The sequence below is a fragment of the Lactococcus termiticola genome, assembly GCF_003116835.1.
GTDB lineage: Bacteria > Bacillota > Bacilli > Lactobacillales > Streptococcaceae > Lactococcus > Lactococcus termiticola.
Genome location: NZ_BFFO01000012.1, coordinates 20719 through 37767 on the forward strand (window position 1 = coordinate 20719; position 17049 = coordinate 37767).

Annotated in this window: 16 protein-coding genes; 11 read left to right on the forward strand and 5 right to left on the reverse strand. The window is 45.1% G+C overall.

Going from position 1 to position 17049, the window contains the following annotated elements:
- Positions 1 to 17: 17 nt before the first annotated feature.
- The 3 genes from NtB2_RS07730 to NtB2_RS07740 all read right to left on the reverse strand — a co-directional run bounded on the left by NtB2_RS07730 (position 18) and on the right by NtB2_RS07740 (position 2363).
- A complete protein-coding gene (locus tag NtB2_RS07730; RefSeq protein WP_201797353.1) occupies positions 18 to 863 on the reverse strand; it encodes a mannose/fructose/sorbose family PTS transporter subunit IIC in 846 nt (281 codons plus the stop codon).
- A gap of 35 nt (positions 864 to 898) precedes the next feature.
- The gene (locus NtB2_RS07735) at positions 899 to 1885 is read right to left on the reverse strand and encodes a mannose/fructose/sorbose PTS transporter subunit IIB (protein ID WP_109246377.1); all 987 of its coding nucleotides are present in this window, start codon (positions 1883 to 1885) and stop codon (positions 899 to 901) included.
- A 274-nt stretch (positions 1886 to 2159) separates the two neighbouring features.
- On the reverse strand, positions 2160 to 2363 hold the full coding sequence (locus tag NtB2_RS07740) for a ferredoxin (RefSeq protein ID WP_109246378.1): 204 nt from the start codon (positions 2361 to 2363) through the stop codon (positions 2160 to 2162).
- A gap of 45 nt (positions 2364 to 2408) precedes the next feature.
- Between NtB2_RS07740 and NtB2_RS07745 the strand changes: the two genes are divergently transcribed.
- Together NtB2_RS07745 and cmk are read left to right on the forward strand one after the other, a co-directional pair.
- Positions 2409 to 2918 (forward strand): SAG1386/EF1546 family surface-associated protein, encoded by a 510-nt coding sequence (locus tag NtB2_RS07745; RefSeq protein ID WP_109246379.1) that lies wholly within the window; start codon positions 2409 to 2411, stop codon positions 2916 to 2918.
- A 58-nt stretch (positions 2919 to 2976) separates the two neighbouring features.
- Positions 2977 to 3639: a (d)CMP kinase gene (gene cmk, locus NtB2_RS07750; RefSeq protein WP_109246380.1), complete on the forward strand. Its 663-nt coding sequence runs from the start codon at positions 2977 to 2979 to the stop codon at positions 3637 to 3639.
- Between the two features lie 737 nt (positions 3640 to 4376).
- Here the strand turns inward: cmk and NtB2_RS07755 are convergent.
- Complete coding sequence (locus NtB2_RS07755; protein ID WP_109246381.1) at positions 4377 to 5771, reverse strand: LCP family protein; 1395 nt, start codon at positions 5769 to 5771, stop codon at positions 4377 to 4379.
- A gap of 390 nt (positions 5772 to 6161) precedes the next feature.
- On the opposite strand from NtB2_RS07755, the gene NtB2_RS07760 reads away from it, so the two are divergent.
- Both NtB2_RS07760 and NtB2_RS07765 read left to right on the forward strand, forming a co-directional pair.
- Positions 6162 to 7454: an SLC45 family MFS transporter gene (locus tag NtB2_RS07760; protein ID WP_225867064.1), complete on the forward strand. Its 1293-nt coding sequence runs from the start codon at positions 6162 to 6164 to the stop codon at positions 7452 to 7454.
- Positions 7451 to 8014 carry a hypothetical protein gene (locus tag NtB2_RS07765; protein WP_109246383.1) on the forward strand — a complete coding sequence of 188 codons (564 nt, stop codon included), beginning with the start codon at positions 7451 to 7453 and terminating at the stop codon, positions 8012 to 8014. The genes NtB2_RS07760 and NtB2_RS07765 overlap by 4 nt, the downstream gene beginning before the upstream one ends.
- Here NtB2_RS07765 and NtB2_RS07770 read toward each other — a convergent pair.
- Positions 8003 to 8263 (reverse strand): hypothetical protein, encoded by a 261-nt coding sequence (locus tag NtB2_RS07770; protein WP_109246384.1) that lies wholly within the window; start codon positions 8261 to 8263, stop codon positions 8003 to 8005. The two genes, NtB2_RS07765 and NtB2_RS07770, sit on opposite strands and share 12 nt — an antisense overlap.
- 381 nt (positions 8264 to 8644) lie before the next feature.
- Between NtB2_RS07770 and NtB2_RS07775 the strand changes: the two genes are divergently transcribed.
- The 7 genes from NtB2_RS07775 to NtB2_RS07805 are packed head-to-tail and all read left to right on the forward strand — an operon-like array spanning position 8645 to position 16908.
- Positions 8645 to 10444, forward strand: a complete 1800-nt coding sequence (locus NtB2_RS07775) for a glycoside hydrolase family 13 protein (protein WP_109246385.1) — start codon at positions 8645 to 8647, stop codon at positions 10442 to 10444.
- 14 nt (positions 10445 to 10458) lie between these two features.
- Positions 10459 to 11067 carry an alpha-amylase family glycosyl hydrolase gene (locus tag NtB2_RS07780; RefSeq protein ID WP_109246386.1) on the forward strand — a complete coding sequence of 203 codons (609 nt, stop codon included), beginning with the start codon at positions 10459 to 10461 and terminating at the stop codon, positions 11065 to 11067.
- The gene (locus NtB2_RS07785) at positions 11064 to 11324 is read left to right on the forward strand and encodes a DUF1294 domain-containing protein (protein WP_109246392.1); all 261 of its coding nucleotides are present in this window, start codon (positions 11064 to 11066) and stop codon (positions 11322 to 11324) included. Before NtB2_RS07780 ends, NtB2_RS07785 begins: the two co-directional genes overlap by 4 nt.
- 3 nt (positions 11325 to 11327) lie before the next feature.
- Positions 11328 to 12935 (forward strand): alpha-glucosidase, encoded by a 1608-nt coding sequence (locus NtB2_RS07790; RefSeq protein WP_109246387.1) that lies wholly within the window; start codon positions 11328 to 11330, stop codon positions 12933 to 12935.
- 27 nt (positions 12936 to 12962) lie between these two features.
- Entirely contained in the window at positions 12963 to 15224 is a 2262-nt protein-coding gene (locus NtB2_RS07795) for a glycoside hydrolase family 65 protein (RefSeq protein WP_109246388.1), read from the forward strand.
- Positions 15225 to 15233: 9 nt separating this feature from the next.
- On the forward strand, positions 15234 to 15905 hold the full coding sequence (gene pgmB / locus NtB2_RS07800) for a beta-phosphoglucomutase (protein ID WP_109246389.1): 672 nt from the start codon (positions 15234 to 15236) through the stop codon (positions 15903 to 15905).
- A 25-nt stretch (positions 15906 to 15930) separates the two neighbouring features.
- Positions 15931 to 16908 carry a LacI family DNA-binding transcriptional regulator gene (locus NtB2_RS07805; protein ID WP_109246390.1) on the forward strand — a complete coding sequence of 326 codons (978 nt, stop codon included), beginning with the start codon at positions 15931 to 15933 and terminating at the stop codon, positions 16906 to 16908.
- Positions 16909 to 17049 lie beyond the last annotated feature (141 nt).

Below are 17049 nucleotides of genomic sequence, written 5' to 3' on the forward strand. Positions count from 1 at the left end.
TTGTTCAATCTCCTTTCTTAATAGTCGTTCAAGATGTCGCCAATCGGATCGGCAGATCCACCAGCGGCACCAGCGTTACCCTTGTTTTCTGACAGTGTCAGGTAGATAAGGGCGATAACCACACCAAGGATACCCATTGCGATCAATGAGAGACCGTTGAGGCCTGCTGCATTTGGAGCAAGTGGTGCAAGAACGAAACCGAGGAAGAAGAATGGCCAGATTTCAGCAGTTGCCATGATGTTGATAACCATCGCGTAACCAACGACAACGACCATACCACCACCAACAGCAAGACCGCCTTTAAGCCAGTCTGGGATAGCGTTCAAAGCGTCTGCAACGACGTGTGAAGGTACGGCTGTGATGATCCCTGCAGGGATTGCAATACGCAAACCTTGGAGGAGGAGGGCAAACATGTGCCATCCTTGAACACCAGCGTATGAACCGCGTTCAGCAGCAGCATCAGCCAAGTGGATAGTACCAACGTTGATGAAACGAACGAGGGTAGTCAATACGAGACCTGCAGTTGCAAGCACGATAGCTGAGGCGATGAAGGTTTGGAGGTCTTGGACGTTAGGGTTACCATGTGACCAGTCCCAACCTTTAACCATCAAGAGAGCTGAGGCTACAGAAGCCAAAGCCGCGTCAGGTGCGACAGCGGCACCGACGTTTGCCCAACCAAGGGCGATCATTTGAAGTGCACCACCGAGCAATACACCTGCAGCCAAGTGACCAGTTGCGAGACCGATCAATGTACATGCAAGAATTGGTTGGTGGAATTGCCATTGGTCCAAGATACCTTCGAGTCCGGCAAGGAAAGCGAAGATAAGAACCAAAATAATTGAGATAACACTCATTTTAGAAATTCTCCTTTATACAATTACAATAAATAAATGACAGATTATTGAACGTTTGCTTTATTAATCAAAGCGAACAAGTCTGATTTTGAATCATTAGGGACTTTACGAACGTCGAAGTCAACGCCGAGGTCACGCATTTTTTCAAAAGCAGCAACGTCTTCTTTGTCGACTGACAAGACGCTGTTCAACAAGGTCTTCCCTTGTGAGTGGGCCATTGAACCAACGTTCAAGGTTGTCACAGGGACACCACCTTCGATCGCAGCAAGTGCGTCTTGAGGTGTTTCAAACAAGAGAAGGGCTTTAGTATCACCGAAGCGAGGGTCTTTAGCGACTTCAATCATTTTCTTGATTGGAACAACGTTTGCGTGTACTCCTGGAGGAGCCGCTTGTTCGATCAAAGTCTTACGCATTTCGTCTTTAGCGACATTGTCAGAAACGACGATGATACGGTTTGCTTTTGATTCAGGTGTCCATGCCGTTGCGACTTGACCGTGGAGGAGACGTGTATCGATACGGGCAAGATTGATTTTGATCTTACCATCGCCGATGACAGTTCCTTCTGGAATCGCACCTTGCATAGCTGCTGGGCCAGCAGTTGCTGTTTCTTCAGCAGGTTGAAGCTCTTCAGGAAGCGCGCGAATGCCCGCTTTAGCTTCTTTGATAATGTTGGCTGCCACTTTTTCAACGCCTGCTTCCGCATCCATCATGCGTTCAGTGTAGGCTTGAATCAGCATTGGCAAGTTGAGGCCTGTGATGATGGCGATCTTACGATCAGCCATTTCGTTCATGACTGCACTTGACTGATTGAATGGAGAACCGCTCCAAAGGTCAGCAAGGACAAGCACTTCATCGTTGGCATCAAAGGTTGCGATAGCGGCTTCGATTTTGGCATGCAAATCATCTGGTCCTTCGCCTGGCATGAAAGTCACAACTTGTACTTTCTCTTGCTCACCGAAGATCATAGAACCAGATTGTTGGATACCAGCAGCGAATTCACCGTGGCTCGCAATAACAATTCCGATACTCAATGTGAGTAACCTCCTTTTATTTTTTATAATAAAAATTATTACTTGTATAGTATAACACAAATGAAAGCATTTGCAAGCATTATATGAGCCCTTTATGAGAACAATATAAAAAAAGAGCCTTGAAAAGCTCATAGTAAAGGGTTTTCAGGCGGATTCTGCTTCCTTAGAATTTCAAGAACTTGTAATCTCGAGGACTTTTATGAAATTATTTGGTATATTTATTGAAAAAGCAGTGGAATTTGTGATAAAATGTGACTATGTTTTAAGGACGGTTCTACTTTGTCGCCTTGATGGCCCCGGTAGGACAATGTTTGATGGCTTCGATCAAGCCGTCGGATTCCTTGAGCTCAATCTCCCCTGCCTCCTTGTCAGCGTAAAAACGCACCAGGCCTGAGTCGTCGTAATCGAAAATCTCAGGAGCCTTGACATGACAGAGACCACAAGCAATGCAATCTTCTATTTGGAGTTTTATCTTCATATAATAGATTATAGCTTATTATCATAAAAGAAGAAAGGTCGAAAGATGGCTGGCCAAACTGATCCGCTCGAAAATGAAATCTACCGGGCGATGCGTCGTGACCGTGAGAAACAAAAGGCAAAATCGCATCCACAAAAGAAAAAGCCCGAACAGAAGCCCAAGACTAACAAGGTCTTGACCTTCTTGTTGGTCATTTTCTTCGTCATTTTAGGTCTGGTTCTGGCCTTCTTCTTCTGGAATAACCGGACGATCAATAACCAGCAGTTGGACAATAGCTTTGCTGGGGTAGAGCAATCCAGCTCGGTCAGCCAGTCGGCATCGGCTTCGAGTGATGCGACTTCAGCTGAGAGCTCAACGGCAGCGTCAAGCTCTTCATCGTCCTCATCTGAAGCAGGGGCGACCTATACCGTCGTCGCCGGCGACTTCCCTAATCAGATTGCCTCAAAGACTGGTGTACCTTGGACGACCATCATGGCCTTGAACAATGTCTCAGCGACAGGCTATAATGCTGATGGGACATCCCTCTATCCCGGCCAAGTCTTGAAATTAAAATAAAATTTGATAGAATAAAAAGAGTGCTTTAGCACTCTTTATTTTTTAGAAAAGAGATGTCATGAAAAAATTTCAAATCGCAGTAGACGGGCCTGCCTCAAGTGGAAAATCAACGGTTGCAAAGTTGGTCGCACAGGACTTAGGCCTGCTTTATTTAGATACCGGGGCCATGTACCGGGCGGCGACCTATGTTGCCCTGAGAGACCAGCTTGAGACGGCAGAAGCTGTGATTGCTGTCCTTGAAAAAGAAGCGGTCCGTTTTAAGAATGCTGAAGGGGGCCAGCTCGTCTTTCTCGGCGATGAGGATGTGACCTCAGCCATCCGCCAAAACGACGTGACCAACCAGGTCTCTAAGTGGGCGGCAGAGCCAGCGATTCGGGACTTCTTTGTGGCAGAACAAAGAAAGATTGCTGAAATCTCAGGCATCATCATGGATGGCCGAGACATCGGGACGGTCGTCCTACCAGAGGCCGATTTGAAGATTTATCTGATTGCCTCGGTTGACGAGCGGGCAGAACGCAGATATAAGGAAAACCTGGCCAAGGGGATTCCGACGGATCTTACAGCCCTCAAGCAAGAAATCGCTGCCCGGGATGAGAAGGATATGAACCGTAAGACTGCCCCATTGAAGCAGGCCGAGGATGCCGTGCTTTTGGATAGTACGGGTAAGACCATTGAGCAGGTGGTGGAGTTTATTGAAGAAAAAGCAAAAGGCCTGATGTAGGCTTTTTTGTTTGAGGTTTTGAGCCAGCAATGCGACCAAGGGGAGCCTTGAGGGCTAAAATGCTTCAAAAAGGCTTTGGGATGGAGAAAGCGGAGTTTTCTTCATTTTTTCTTTTCTTTCCGTTCTGTTCCGTTCCGTTGTGGAGAAGCCATAAGAGAACTGTGTGGCCGCAAGCAGACACCTACGGTGTCTCATTGCTAAATCTGGAGCCCGAGGTCTCCAGATTTGCCTTAATGACACAGTTTCTTATGGCTTCTCCACAACTCCACTATCGGTGTTTTCAGCATTAAATTTCTTTAATATGGTAGTTATTGAAACAATAGTGCTCCAGTCCAGAAAAGGGCTCGCCCATAGTGAGGCCATCTTCGTGGCTCCGCCACTATGCTCTCCATGCTCGCTAAGTCGCTAAAGCGACTAGTCGCATGGGCCAAGCAAAGCTTCGCTTTCATTGCTAATTTTGGAGACCGATAGGGCTCCAAAATTGCCTTTTTCACTATGGGCGAGCCCTAGTCTTTAATAGTATATTTAATAGATAAAGACTAGCCAGTGAAGTGAAGGAAATCCGGCGAAACATAGTGGAATAAGGCAGATTTGAAGACCCAACGGGGCTTCAAATCTAGGCATGGAAGCCGGAGGCTTCGCTGTCGGCCCCACTATGCTTTTTTGCCGGATTTCCGAAACGAAACGACAGCTCAGATCACAACAAAAGAGTAGTCCATAAGACTACTCTCATTAAATTAAGAACCCAAAAGCTGTTCAGCCACACTCTTATACTTATTAAAATCAATCAACAAACCACTACCACCATCAAGGTCGTAGCCGTCCTGCCAGTCGTTGGCTGATGGGACGGTGGTGCTGCTGAGGTCCTTCATGCCAAGGAGGCTAAAGAGCATCTTGGTCATGAGGACGGAATTTGGGATATTGGTCATGGTTACGGCCCGGGCTGTCCCAAGGGCAGAGGCCCCGGTAAAGAGGGAGAGGGGATTCTTGACCTTGCTGATAATGGTCTGCATGACCTGCTGTTGGCGTTTGACACGGCCAGTGTCGCCCTCGTCATCATGACGGAAGCGGGCGTAGTTCAACAGGGTCCGGCCATTCATCTTTTGCTTTCCTGGCTGAATCATCATAAAGATCCCGCCACCATCCGGGTAGCCAAGCTCTGCCGCTTCCTCAGCGGTCAGGCTCTTGTCGCTTGAAGCCATCCCTTCTGTGTCTGCCAGGTCATCTGGGACAGGGACGGCAGGCAGGGTCTGGCCTCCAACTGTAGAGAATTGGGCATCAATCTCAATACCGCCAGGGAAGAGTGAGTCAATGATGGTCGCAAAGCTTGAGAAGTCAACAACCGCATAGTATTGGCACTTGATACCAAAGTTTTCCTGGAGGGTCTCCCGCATGAGTTCGGCCCCCTGGTGGTTATTTTGCTCGCCAATAGTATAGGCAGCATTGATTTTATAGTTGACGTCGTTGCTACCATCTGCATTTACACCTGGAATATTGACCAGCGTGTCCCGCATGAAGCTGACCAGCTGAGGCTTGCCCTTGCCACCGATATGGAGGACCATGATGGAGTCAGAATGGGCAATGCCAGAAGTCTGCCAGGGCCTTTGGTCAGCCCCCAGAATCAGGATATTGGTCGAGCCGTCAGAATTAGCCTGGCCGTTGAATTTCTCAGCCTTAATCACACCACCTTCATGCTTGACACCACGCTGGTAGCCATAGGCAAAGAAACCGCCCATCGTCACGATAATCAGAAGAATCAGGGCCAGAATCCAGCGCCCCCAATGGCGTTTTTTCTTGCCCTTCTTATTTTTTTTGCCTTTTTTATCTTGCTTGTCATCAGACGATTTTTGAGCTGAACGTCCTCTTTTGCTGAGGGGGACGGAAGCAGAAGGACTACTTGGAGAGCTGTATGATGAGTCATGCCCTTCGTCAAAATCTTCAGTGAAATCTGAGTCAGAAGCCTTTTCTTCCGGCTCATAAAAATCAGCTGCTGGCTCTTCGACAGCCGTTTCAGTCCCTGATGCTCGGGCATATTCATTCAAGAGTTCATCATATTCGAGCCGTTCTCGGATTGAAAGATAATCTACATTCTTCGCGAGATACTGCAGGCGTTTATATTTTTTGTCATCCATGATTACACCATTATAACAAAATATTTTAGTAAATAGAAATAGCCTGCAAGGCCATGGCTTAAAGGATTCTTAGCTTTATAAAAATAAAATGGGAAAGCTGATGCAAGCCAGCAAAAAAACAGCTGTCATAAGCTGTTTTCTGAAATGTTTAGCCCTTATCCGCACCTGCAGTAATCCCACGGACGTAGAATTTTTGCATAAAGATGAAGATGAATTAGAGTTTTTTTGAAAGGGCTTTACTTTTTTCTTGCCATTCAGAATAAAAAGTGATATACTTTTTTATGTGAAGCAATGCAAGCGTTTGCATTGCTTCACATAAAAAAAAATAGATACAGGAGTAATATCGTGAAAACTTCAAAACTTCCTAACCTCCCGATCGGTACGATCTGGATGCTATCCTTCGGCTTTATTGGTGTTCAGATGGCCTTCTCACTTCAAAGCTCAAACATGGGCCGCATCTTTGAGACGCTGGGAGCTGACCCTACAAAGCTTGGATTTTTCTTCATTCTGCCACCGCTTGCGGGAATGGTTGTTCAACCACTTGTCGGAAAATATTCTGACAAGACCTGGGCGCCAAAACTTGGCGGACGTCGACTTCCCTACCTCTTGATTTCAGCCATTGTTGCCATGTTGGTCCTCTGCCTCCTTCCAAACTCAGGGTCATTTGGTTTCTCGGTGCCCGTAGCCCTCTGGTTTGGTGCCATCACTATACTATTCATGGACCTGTCTTCAAACGTTGCCATGCAACCTTTCAAGATGATGGTCGGTGACATGGTCAACGAAGATCAAAAAGGTTACGCTTATTCAGTTCAATCCTTCTTCTCAAACGCAGGTGCTGTACTTGCGTCCATCTTCCCATTCATGTTGACTGCCTTCGGTGTAAGCAATACTGCCGCAGCTGGTCAGGTGCCAATGTCAGTTATTCTTTCCTTCTATGCAGGTGCTGCAGTCCTTGTGATCTGTGCCCTGATCACTGTCTTTAAGGTTAAAGAATACACGCCTGAACAATACGCCCTCTATCATGTTTTGACAGAAGAAGAACAGACTGAAAAAGTCAGCTTCATGAAGCTCCTTGGCCGTGCTCCTAAGATTTTCTGGACTGTCACACTGGTACAATTTTTCTGCTGGATGGGCTTCCAATACCTCTGGACTTATGGAACTGGTGCGGTAGCTCAAAACGTTTGGCATACGGTCAATCCTGCAAGTTCAGCCTTCCAAGCTGCTGGTAACTGGTTTGGTATCATGTCAGCTGTTCAAGCGATTGCAGCAGTGCTCTGGTCATTTGTCTTGACCAAAGTACCAAATGAAAAACACAAATTTGCCTATAGCCTGTCACTCTTGCTTGGCGGTATCGGTTTTGCCTCGGTCTTTATGATTCATACTGCTGGTCTCTTAGTGATTTCCTTCATCCTTGTCGGTATCGCTTGGGCCTCTATGATGGCCTTCCCATTCATCTTCCTGACCAATGGCTTGGAAGCTGCTGGTGAAGGGGCCCATATGGGGACCTTCCTCGGCCTCTTCAACGGTTCAATCTGTCTGCCACAGATCGTTGCCTCTGTCGCTTCCTTTGCCCTCTTCCCACTCCTGGGTTCTAGCTTCCCAGTGATGATCTTGGTATCTGGTATCCTCTTGATCATTGGTGCGATTTCGGTTGCTACTGTGAAGCCTGCAAAAGTTGCTTGAGTTATGAGATTTTAAAAATCCTCAATAACCCCAGCGCATGTGCTGGAGTTATTTTTTCCATTCAACCTGGAGATAAACTCATTATTGAAGGAGAAATTGAATACTCTCACCTTAATGAATACAACAAAAATGAAATCCAAAATGCGAACAAGCAAAAAACTGGCCGATCTGCGGATTACAAAATTTCTGAAAACACAAAAGGCTACCGTAAGATTGTCATTAACAACCCCCGTGCTGCGTTCACAACGAATCCTGAACTTGTAAAATGGTTTGGACAACACGTTTACTCAACACGTGATGGGCTTCGCACACAATACAACTGGGATGGTACTGCAAATTACACTCCAAAACATTTCCAAGCCACCCTTAACCAATGGGATAACCCTGTAGAAGTCACAGACAGCTCTGTAGAGAACTTTGCAAAAGGTTCCACTTACGTATCATCTTCAACGTTTTCCAAAGCTCTAAGGCAAATTGGGACTTTGGTATTAATGCCATTCAAGGTGATATTAACGCTCAACCATATCATACTCGTTCTGCGGAAAACTTCAATCCATTGATTCAAGCTTATGGCGTGCCCCAACAACAACCACAAACAAGTCAAGCTGCTCCTCAAAATAATGCAACAAATGGTCTTTTTGGTGGGAATCCAACCACAGCACCATCACCAAATCAAACAGCAGCTGCAGCACAATCGACAATACCACAAACAGGTCAAACGGGGACATTTCCGCCACAAAACCAAGGTTTCCAATAAGAATAAACTGTTCCCAACTTTGGACAAAACCCTGTAAACAACCAACAAACACCTAACCAAAATCTTTTTGGGGACAAACCAATCCAAACATTCCTCAACAAGGCAATACACTAGCGACCCCTTTTAACAATAATCAAGGCGCACTAACAACTCCTCAAAACACAACCTTTGAAGACCCATTTGCAGTACTTTCTATTAACTAAACCCTATGCCTAAAAAACGACAAAAAAACGCTATCTAAGGTTAAAACAACCTAAAGAAGAAGTACCTCAAAGGGTTGAACAATTGAGTTTGTTTGATTAGTGCGATTTAACGCAAACGCTTGCAAGTTATTTTTGATTCTGATAAAATGAAATTAATGTGAAAGCACTTCCAGATCTGTTGGAAATGAAAGAAATACAACCGTAAATTCTGTTTATTGGAGGTTCTATAGATGAACACAGCCGCTATTTACCACCGTCCAGAGTCGGAGTTTGCTTTTCTTTATAAAGTAGATGAAGTAAGAATTCGCATTCGGACAGCCATTGACGATGCTGCAAAGGTTGAACTGATTTATGCAGATCCTTACGACTTTTCAGAAGTCATGTTGTCAAATGGTGATTCATCGGGTGCGACACCTGATTGGCAATTTCTTACTATAGAAATGCAAAAAGTTGTGACGACAGAGTCACACGATTATTATCAAGTTGCTGTGGACTTAGCCCACAAACGAATGGACTATCTCTTTGTTATTACAGGTCAAGAGGGCGAAAAAGTTGTCCTGACGGACCGGGGCGCGATGCCTTATGATATCGAGCTGCTGACGAAGAAATACGCTGCCTTCCGCCTGCCTTTCTTTCATGAAGTTGACCGTTTCAAAGCGCCAGATTGGGTGAAAGACACGGTATGGTACCAGATTTTCCCAGAACGTTTTGCCAATGGCGACAAGTCGCTGGACCCAGAAAATGTCAAAGCTTGGGATCCAACAGAGACGCCAGAACGTGAAGACTTCTATGGTGGAGATTTGCAAGGGGTGCTTGACCATCTCGATCATTTGGCGGAGCTTGGTGTGAACGGGATTTACTTCACGCCAGTCTTCAAAGCACCGACGAATCATAAGTACGATACGCAAGATTATTTGGAAATCGACCCGCATTTTGGGGATAAAGCCTTGTTCAAGAAATTGATTGATGAAGCGCATGCGCGTGGGATTAAAGTCATGATTGACGCGGTCTTTAATCATATTGGGGACGAATCTCCGCAGTGGCAAGACGTCCTTAAAAATCAGGAAAAATCAAAATATGCCGACTGGTTCCACATTAATAAATTTCCAGCCAGCTATGTCGCGACGGATAATAATGAATTTGCGGTTGATGCGACTTACGAAACTTTTGCCTTCACACCTCACATGCCAAAACTTAATACGGCAAATCCTGAAGTGATTGATTACCTTTTGCATATCACGACTTATTGGATTAAGGCATTTGATATTGATGCTTGGCGTTTGGATGTTGCGGATGAGATTGACCATACTTTCTGGAAGAAATTCCGCAAAGCTTGTGATGAAGTCAAAAAGGATTTCTATATCTTGGGCGAAGTTTGGCATTCTTCTCAACCTTGGCTAGTGGGTGATGAGTTCTCAGCGGTCATGAATTATGCTTATACAGGAGCAATTGCTGATAGTATCGTCAAAGGGAAAACAACATTAACACAGATGGTCGCTGCGCTGAACACGCAACTCATGCTTTACCGCGATCAGACAAATCAAGTCATGTTCAATGTCCTTGATAGTCATGACACACCAAGACTTTTGACAGAATGTGAAGAAGATAAGGACTTGATGAAACAGGTCGAAGCCTTTACTTATCTGCAACCCGGTGTCCCTTGTATCTACTACGGTGACGAGTATGCGGTAACAGGTGGCGGCGATCCAGCATGTCGGAAAGTCATGCCTTGGACAGCTGAGCATCAAGACCAAGAAATGTTTGCTTTCTTCAAAGCTTTGGTTGCCTTTAGAAAAGAGAACAGCAAACTTTTAAGCGAATGTACTATGGACTGGTGTGTCGTTTCCGATGAAAATGGCGTCATTCAACTCCAAAGAAAACTTGGTGAAGATGTATTGATTGGAACATTTAATACGGGTAAAAAAGCAGTTGACGGCGAACTTAAAGACCTGATGCTTTCTAATCTTGCAACAATAGACGGCAAAAATGTCAGCATCGCGCCAAATGGCTTCGCCATTAGTAAAGGCTAAGAAAGTGAGTATTTATGGAAAAGCACTGGTGGCAATCTGCCACAGTCTATCAAATCTATCCTAGAAGTTTTCAAGACTCAGATGGTGAAGAAATCTGCATGACGAATTTTCCTTTTGAAGCTCTCTCGCAAGTCAATGACATCGAAAGCTTAAACTATGTCAAAGACAAAGGCTTGACGGAAGCGGAAGCCATGCCCATCATCCGAGCAATCGGGCGTGACAATGCTAGAACACCAATGCAATGGTCAGCAGCTAAAAATGCAGACTTTAGTAAGGGGCAGCCTTGGCTTCCTGTCAATCCAAATCATCTGACGATTAATGTTGAAGAAAGTTTGAAAGACTCGGACAGTATTTTCAAAACTTATCAGCAGCTCATCGAGCTGAGAAAATCTGAAGAATGGATTGTCTACGGGGACTTTGAACTTTTGGAAAGCCCAGACAATGTCTTTGCTTACCTCAGAAAATGGCGGGGGCGTGAATTTCTAGTGGTAGCCAATCTTTCAGATGAGCTGCAGAGCTTTACGCCATCCTGTCAAGGGAGCCTAATTATTGGGGAGGCGTCTGATCTACTCGAACCTTGGCAAGCCTATGCGATGGAGGTTGAAAAATGGATGTTCGGATGATAGCGATTTTGATACTACTCTTGTGGAATATCATTGTCTTTGTTTTTTATGCGGTAGACAAATATAAGGCGAGCCACCATCTCTGGCGGATTCCAGAAAAAGTGCTTTTGACACAGGCGATTCTTGCTGGTGGGATTGGTGCCATACTGGCCGGACGCTTGGTTCACCACAAAACGCGCAAGTGGTACTTTTGGGCGGCTTGGATTGTTGGACTAATTGTAGACATTGTTCTTATTTATTTTATTTTGAAAGGCTAGCTTATGGCTCAAGAAGATTTTCATAAAATGGTCGGTTATCAGATTTATCCCAAGTCTTTTAAAGATAGTAATGGCGATGGGATTGGCGATATCGCCGGTATGATTGAAAAGCTGGACTATCTCAAAGATTTGGGCGTTGATTTTCTTTGGATTAACCCGATTTACAAGAGTCCACAGGTTGATGGTGGCTATGACATTGCTGATTTTTATGCGATTGATGAGATGTTTGGGACGATGGAGGACTTTAAGAAATTCTTGAAAGCTGCTCATGCGCGTGGCTTGAAAGTCCTCTTGGATTTGGTGGTCAACCACACCTCAAATCAGCATCCATGGTTCATTGAAGCGCAGAAGTCCAGGGACAATCCATATCGAGATTATTATCTCTGGGCGGATGCGACCAAGGACAAGCTGCCAAATGATTGGATGTCTTTCTTTGGTGTGCCAGCTTGGACTTATCAAGCAAAGACCAAACAAGCTTATTTTCATGTCTTTGCGCCTGAACAGCCCGACCTCAACTGGAAAAATCCAAAACTTCGCGAAGAAATTTATAAAATGATTCGCTGGTGGCTGGGCGATGTCGGTATCGATGGCTTTAGGCTAGACGCCATTTCCCATATCCAAAAAGCCCCTTGGGACTTTAAAATCAAGTCTTGGAAGGGGAATGGACCTTGGCAGCCTTTCATGAATGTCGAAGGGATCGACGACTATATGAAGGAGCTCAAAGCTATCTTTGACGAATACGCTGCGCTGACTGTCGGTGAAGCATCTGGCGTGACCTCTGATAAAGCCTCCCGCTGGACAGGTGACGGCGGTTATGTGAATATGCTCTTTGAGCTCGAACACAATGCTAGGAAGTCCAATGGCAACGGTCAAGGGTCAATCTACGGCTACAAAAAAGTCATCATGCGCTGGCAAAAAGATATGCTAGAGGACGGCTGGAACGCGCTCTATGTTGAAAATCATGACCAGCCACGTGTCATTGACACTTTTGGTGACGGAAGTCTGGCTTCAGCGAAAGCAATGGCCGTGAGTTATATGCTCTTGCGTGGCACACCATTTATCTATCAAGGTCAAGAGATTGGCATGCGGAATTTTCCTTTTACGGACATCAAGCAGACAGATGCTGCTGAGATAGCTATAAATTATAAGAAGCTTCTGGCAGAGGGCTTGTCTAAAGACGAAGCGCTCGCCCAAGTCACGCAAAATGCCCGTGACCACTCGCGGACACCGATGCAGTGGGACGACAGTAAAAACGCTGGTTTTACGACAGGAAAAGCTTGGTTTGTCATCAATCCCAATTATCCAGAGGTCAATGTTGAAAAATCTGGGGAGTTGATTGACCTTTATAAGCAACTCATCGCGCTTCGCCATCAAGAAAAAGCTATTTCTGATGGTGGCATCAGCTTCTACTTTGAAAAACACCGCAAGCTCTTTGCCTATCAAAGAGATGAATTCTTAGTCCTTTGCAATCTTGGTGAAACAAGAGCGAATCTTAATTTCCCAGATGAAATGGGAGACTATGAACAAGTGCTTGGCAGTAAAAGACGAGCATTTACAACAAAAATGAAATTTGATCCTTGGGAATACCAAGTTTTCAAAATAAAAAAATAATCCTTAGGAAAGAGGCAAAATTAAATTATGAAACAAATCAAACGTATCATGGCTATTGACCCATGGTTGATCAAATCAGACAAAATCGAAAAAGAAGACCGTCGTCTTCAAGAATCGTTGACAGCGATTGGTAATGGCTACATGGGCATGCGTGGGAATTTCTCTGAAACTTATACAGGCGATCACCACCAAGGAACTTATATCGCAGGTGTTTGGTTCCCAGATAAGACACGTGTCGGTTGGTGGAAAAATGGTTATCCAGAATATTTTGGTAAAGCTATCAATGCTGTCAACTTTTCACCAGTGAAAGTCTTTGTCGATGACAAAGAAGTGGATTTGGCAACTTCTGATGTGAAAGATTTCAACATCAGCCTTGACATGCAAAAAGGTATCCTTTCATACAGCTATATCTTTGAAGGTGTTAAAGTCTCAGTAGAGCGTTTCTTCTCTATCGCGACTCAACAACTTGCGATGTTTGCTTTCTTGTTTGAAAATGTCAATGGCCAAGAACACACTGTTCGTACAGCGTCTATCCTTGATGCTGATGTGCGTAATGAAGATTCTAACTATGATGAAAACTTCTGGAAAGTGCTTGAAGCTGGTAACGAAGCAGACTTTTCATACATTGCGAGCGAAACCATTCCAAATCCATTTGGTGTGGATCAATTCACTGTTTATGCTGCACAAGCTTTTGCAGGCGATTTTGAGAAAAAAGCTTCTGATAAAGCAGCAGCCCAAGTAACAGATGTTTATGAAGTTCATCTTGATGCTGGAGAAACTAAAAGCTTTGAAAAACGTGTGGTCGTTTTGACAAGCCGTGATTATGAAAATCTGGAAGCCATCAAAGCAGCCGCTACACCATTGCTCAAAGCAGTCGCTGCTAAAGATTACATGGCGCATTACCAAGCACAAGTAGATGGTTGGGCAAAACGTTGGGAAATCGCAGATGTCCAAATTTCAGGTTCTGATGAAGCCCAACAAGGGATTCGTTTCAACCTCTTCCAATTGTTCAATACTTACTATGGCGAAGACGAACGCTTGAACATTGGTCCTAAAGGCTTCACAGGAGAAAAATACGGCGGAGCAACCTATTGGGATACAGAAGCTTACGCTGTTCCACTTTATCTCGCTTTGGCGGACACAAAAGTTACTAAGAATCTGCTCAAATATCGTCGTAACCAACTCAAAGCAGCCATTCACAATGCACAACAACAAGGATTGAAAGGTGCCCTTTACCCAATGGTCACCTTCACAGGTGTAGAATGCCACAACGAATGGGAAATCACTTTTGAAGAAATCCACCGTAATGGTGCGATTCCTTACGCCATTTACAACTATACAAACTACACTGGTGATGAAGAATATCTTGCTCATGAAGGGCTTGAAGTCCTCGTTGAAGTCGCTCGTTTCTGGGCTGACCGTGTGCATTACTCTAAACGCCAAGACAAGTACATGATTCACGGTGTCACTGGTCCAAACGAATACGAAAACAACATCAATAACAACTGGTACACTAACACATTGGCAGCTTGGGTATTGCGTTACACGGCAGCATCACTCAAAAAGCATCCACGTCCAGACCTTGAAGTTTCTGTAGAGGAACTCGCAAAATGGGCAGAAATCGATGCGAAAATGTACTATCCAAAAGATGATGAACTTGGTATCTTTGTGCAACATGATACTTACCTCGATAAAGATTTGACACCAGTCGCTGAGCTTGATCCAAGCAATTTGCCATTGAACCAAAACTGGTCATGGGATAAAATCTTGCGTAGCCCTTATATCAAGCAAGCAGACGTCCTTCAAGGCATTTACTTCTTTGGTGACAAGTATACAATGGAAGAAAAACGTAAGAACTTTGAGTTCTACGAACCATTGACAGTGCATGAAAGCTCACTTTCTCCATCAATTCACTCTATCCTTGCAGCTGAGCTTGGAATGGAAGAAAAAGCTGTTGAAATGTATGAACGTACAGCCCGTCTCGACCTGGACAACTACAACAACGACACAGAAGACGGACTTCATATTACTTCAATGACAGGTTCATGGCTGGCCATCGTTCAAGGTTTCGCTCAAATGAAGACATGGGACGGTAAATTAAGCTTTGCACCATTCTTGCCAAGCGCATGGACAGGCTATGCCTTCCACATCAACTACCGGGGTAGCTTGATTAAGGTTACGGTCGATAGCAATGTTAAGCTTGAATTGCTCAGCGGCCCAGCACTTTCACTTGAAGTCTACGGTGAAGCGATTGAACTCGATAGCAAATATACAATAGCAGTAAAATAGGAGATTGATATGTTCAAAGCAGTACTCTTTGACTTAGACGGTGTCATCACAGACACAGCAGAATATCACTACAAGGCTTGGAAGGCCCTGGCAGAAGAACTCGGTATCGAAGGTCTTGACCGGGAATTTAACGAGCAGCTCAAGGGGGTCTCCCGCGAGGATTCATTGACCAAGATTTTAGCGCTGGGTGGCAAGGAAGCTGCTTATTCAGCAGAAGAATTTGCTGCTCTAGCCAAGCGTAAAAACGATAACTATGTTAAAATGATTGAAAAAGTTTCCCCAGCAGATGTCTATCCGGGGATCTTGGAGCTCTTAAAGGACTTGAAGAGGGAAGGCATCAAGATTGCCCTAGCTTCCGCCTCAAAGAATGGCCCCTTCCTCTTGGAACGGATGGCCTTGACGGAATACTTTGATGCCATTGCTAATCCAGCTCTGGTTGCGGCTTCAAAACCTGCTCCTGATATTTTTATTGCAGCAGCTGAAGGCGTTGGGGTCAAGCCAGAAGAAGCCATAGGTTTAGAGGACGCCCAGGCTGGCATCACAGCCATCAAGGCTTCAGGTGCCCTGCCTATCGGTGTAGGACGCGTGGAAGACCTGGGCTCAGACATTGCCTTAGTGCCGGATACTACTGGATTTACAGTTGATTTCCTGAAGGCCACTTGGGAAAAATCAGGCAGATAAACAATAAAAAAGGGAGGAGGCTGAAATGGCCGTTACCATCAAAGATGTGGCTGCAAGAGCTGGCGTCAATGCCTCTACGGTCAGCCGCGTCCTCAAAGACAGCAGTGAAATTTCTGATAAGACGAAAGCAAAGGTCAGAAAAGCCATCGATGAGCTGGGCTACAGGAGAAACGCAGCCGCAGGCATCCTGGCCTCAGGCAAGACTAATACGATTGGTGTGGTCTTTCCACCGGTCGTTGGCAAGTCCAACCAGCCCTTCTTCATGCAAATATTAACAGCGATTAACGCAGAAGCTCAAAAGAGTCAGGTTTCGATAGCCATAGCGACCGGTCATGAGACTGAAGAAGTCGAGCGGCAGGTCCGTCTCCTCCATCAGGAAAAACGAGTGGATGGCTTCATCGTCCTCTATGCAGGAGCTTCTGACAGTGTCCGAGACTACATGATGGAAGAAAACATCCCCTTTGTCTTGGTGGGAACCCCTTCTGAGTCAGATTCAAAGTTGTCTTGTATCGATAACGACAATCATCTCATGGGCAGGCGGGCGGTTCAGTATTTGACTGGTCTTGGCCATGAAAGAATTGCCTTTGTGAGCAATACCCGACGGGGCGAGGTCTTTAAGCAACGTTATCGGGGTTTTGCAGATGAGATGGACTTTAGGGAATTGAAGCAACGCCTGATAATCTTTGACGAAGAAGAGCTCTTTGGCGATGAGACTGCCCTTGTGGTCTTAGATGATGCCCTTGGCATTAAGGTCATCGAGGTCTTTATCCGGGCGGGAAAGACTGTGCCTAAAGATGTGTCGGTTATTACCTTTAATAACTCGATTTTCAGCACTCTCCTCCACCCTCAGCTGACGACCTTTGATATTAATATCATCCAGCTTGGGGCGGCGGCTGTTCAGCAGTTTCTGAGTCTGTCCAATAAGGATGAAGAAAAGGCTGACGAACAGAAGATCATCATTCCTTTTGAGTTGATTGAGCGGGAATCGGCCAGAAAGTTGTAATAAAGAAAAGGCAGAATAAACGGCTCTTTGTCAAATCGTGTGGGATTTAAAATCTCAAAGATAATAGGTAACCTCGGTTGCCTATTTTTTTATATGTTCATAAGGAATACCCGTTTCCTAAAGTTTCTAAAAGTCCTGAAA

Excerpts from the sequence above, each read along its gene's own strand:
- NtB2_RS07755 (WP_109246381.1), bottom strand. The coding sequence starts at position 5,771 with ATGGATGACAAAAAATATAAACGCCTGCAGTATCTCGCGAAGAATGTA.
- NtB2_RS07790 (WP_109246387.1), top strand. The coding sequence starts at position 11,328 with ATGGCTCAAGAAGATTTTCATAAAATGGTCGGTTATCAGATTTATCCC.
- NtB2_RS07740 (WP_109246378.1), bottom strand. The coding sequence starts at position 2,363 with ATGAAGATAAAACTCCAAATAGAAGATTGCATTGCTTGTGGTCTCTGT.
- NtB2_RS07795 (WP_109246388.1), top strand. The coding sequence starts at position 12,963 with ATGAAACAAATCAAACGTATCATGGCTATTGACCCATGGTTGATCAAA.
- cmk (WP_109246380.1), top strand. The coding sequence starts at position 2,977 with ATGAAAAAATTTCAAATCGCAGTAGACGGGCCTGCCTCAAGTGGAAAA.
- NtB2_RS07805 (WP_109246390.1), top strand. The coding sequence starts at position 15,931 with ATGGCCGTTACCATCAAAGATGTGGCTGCAAGAGCTGGCGTCAATGCC.
- NtB2_RS07785 (WP_109246392.1), top strand. The coding sequence starts at position 11,064 with ATGATAGCGATTTTGATACTACTCTTGTGGAATATCATTGTCTTTGTT.
- NtB2_RS07775 (WP_109246385.1), top strand. The coding sequence starts at position 8,645 with ATGAACACAGCCGCTATTTACCACCGTCCAGAGTCGGAGTTTGCTTTT.
- NtB2_RS07745 (WP_109246379.1), top strand. The coding sequence starts at position 2,409 with ATGGCTGGCCAAACTGATCCGCTCGAAAATGAAATCTACCGGGCGATG.
- NtB2_RS07760 (WP_225867064.1), top strand. The coding sequence starts at position 6,162 with ATGCTATCCTTCGGCTTTATTGGTGTTCAGATGGCCTTCTCACTTCAA.
- pgmB (WP_109246389.1), top strand. The coding sequence starts at position 15,234 with ATGTTCAAAGCAGTACTCTTTGACTTAGACGGTGTCATCACAGACACA.
- NtB2_RS07780 (WP_109246386.1), top strand. The coding sequence starts at position 10,459 with ATGGAAAAGCACTGGTGGCAATCTGCCACAGTCTATCAAATCTATCCT.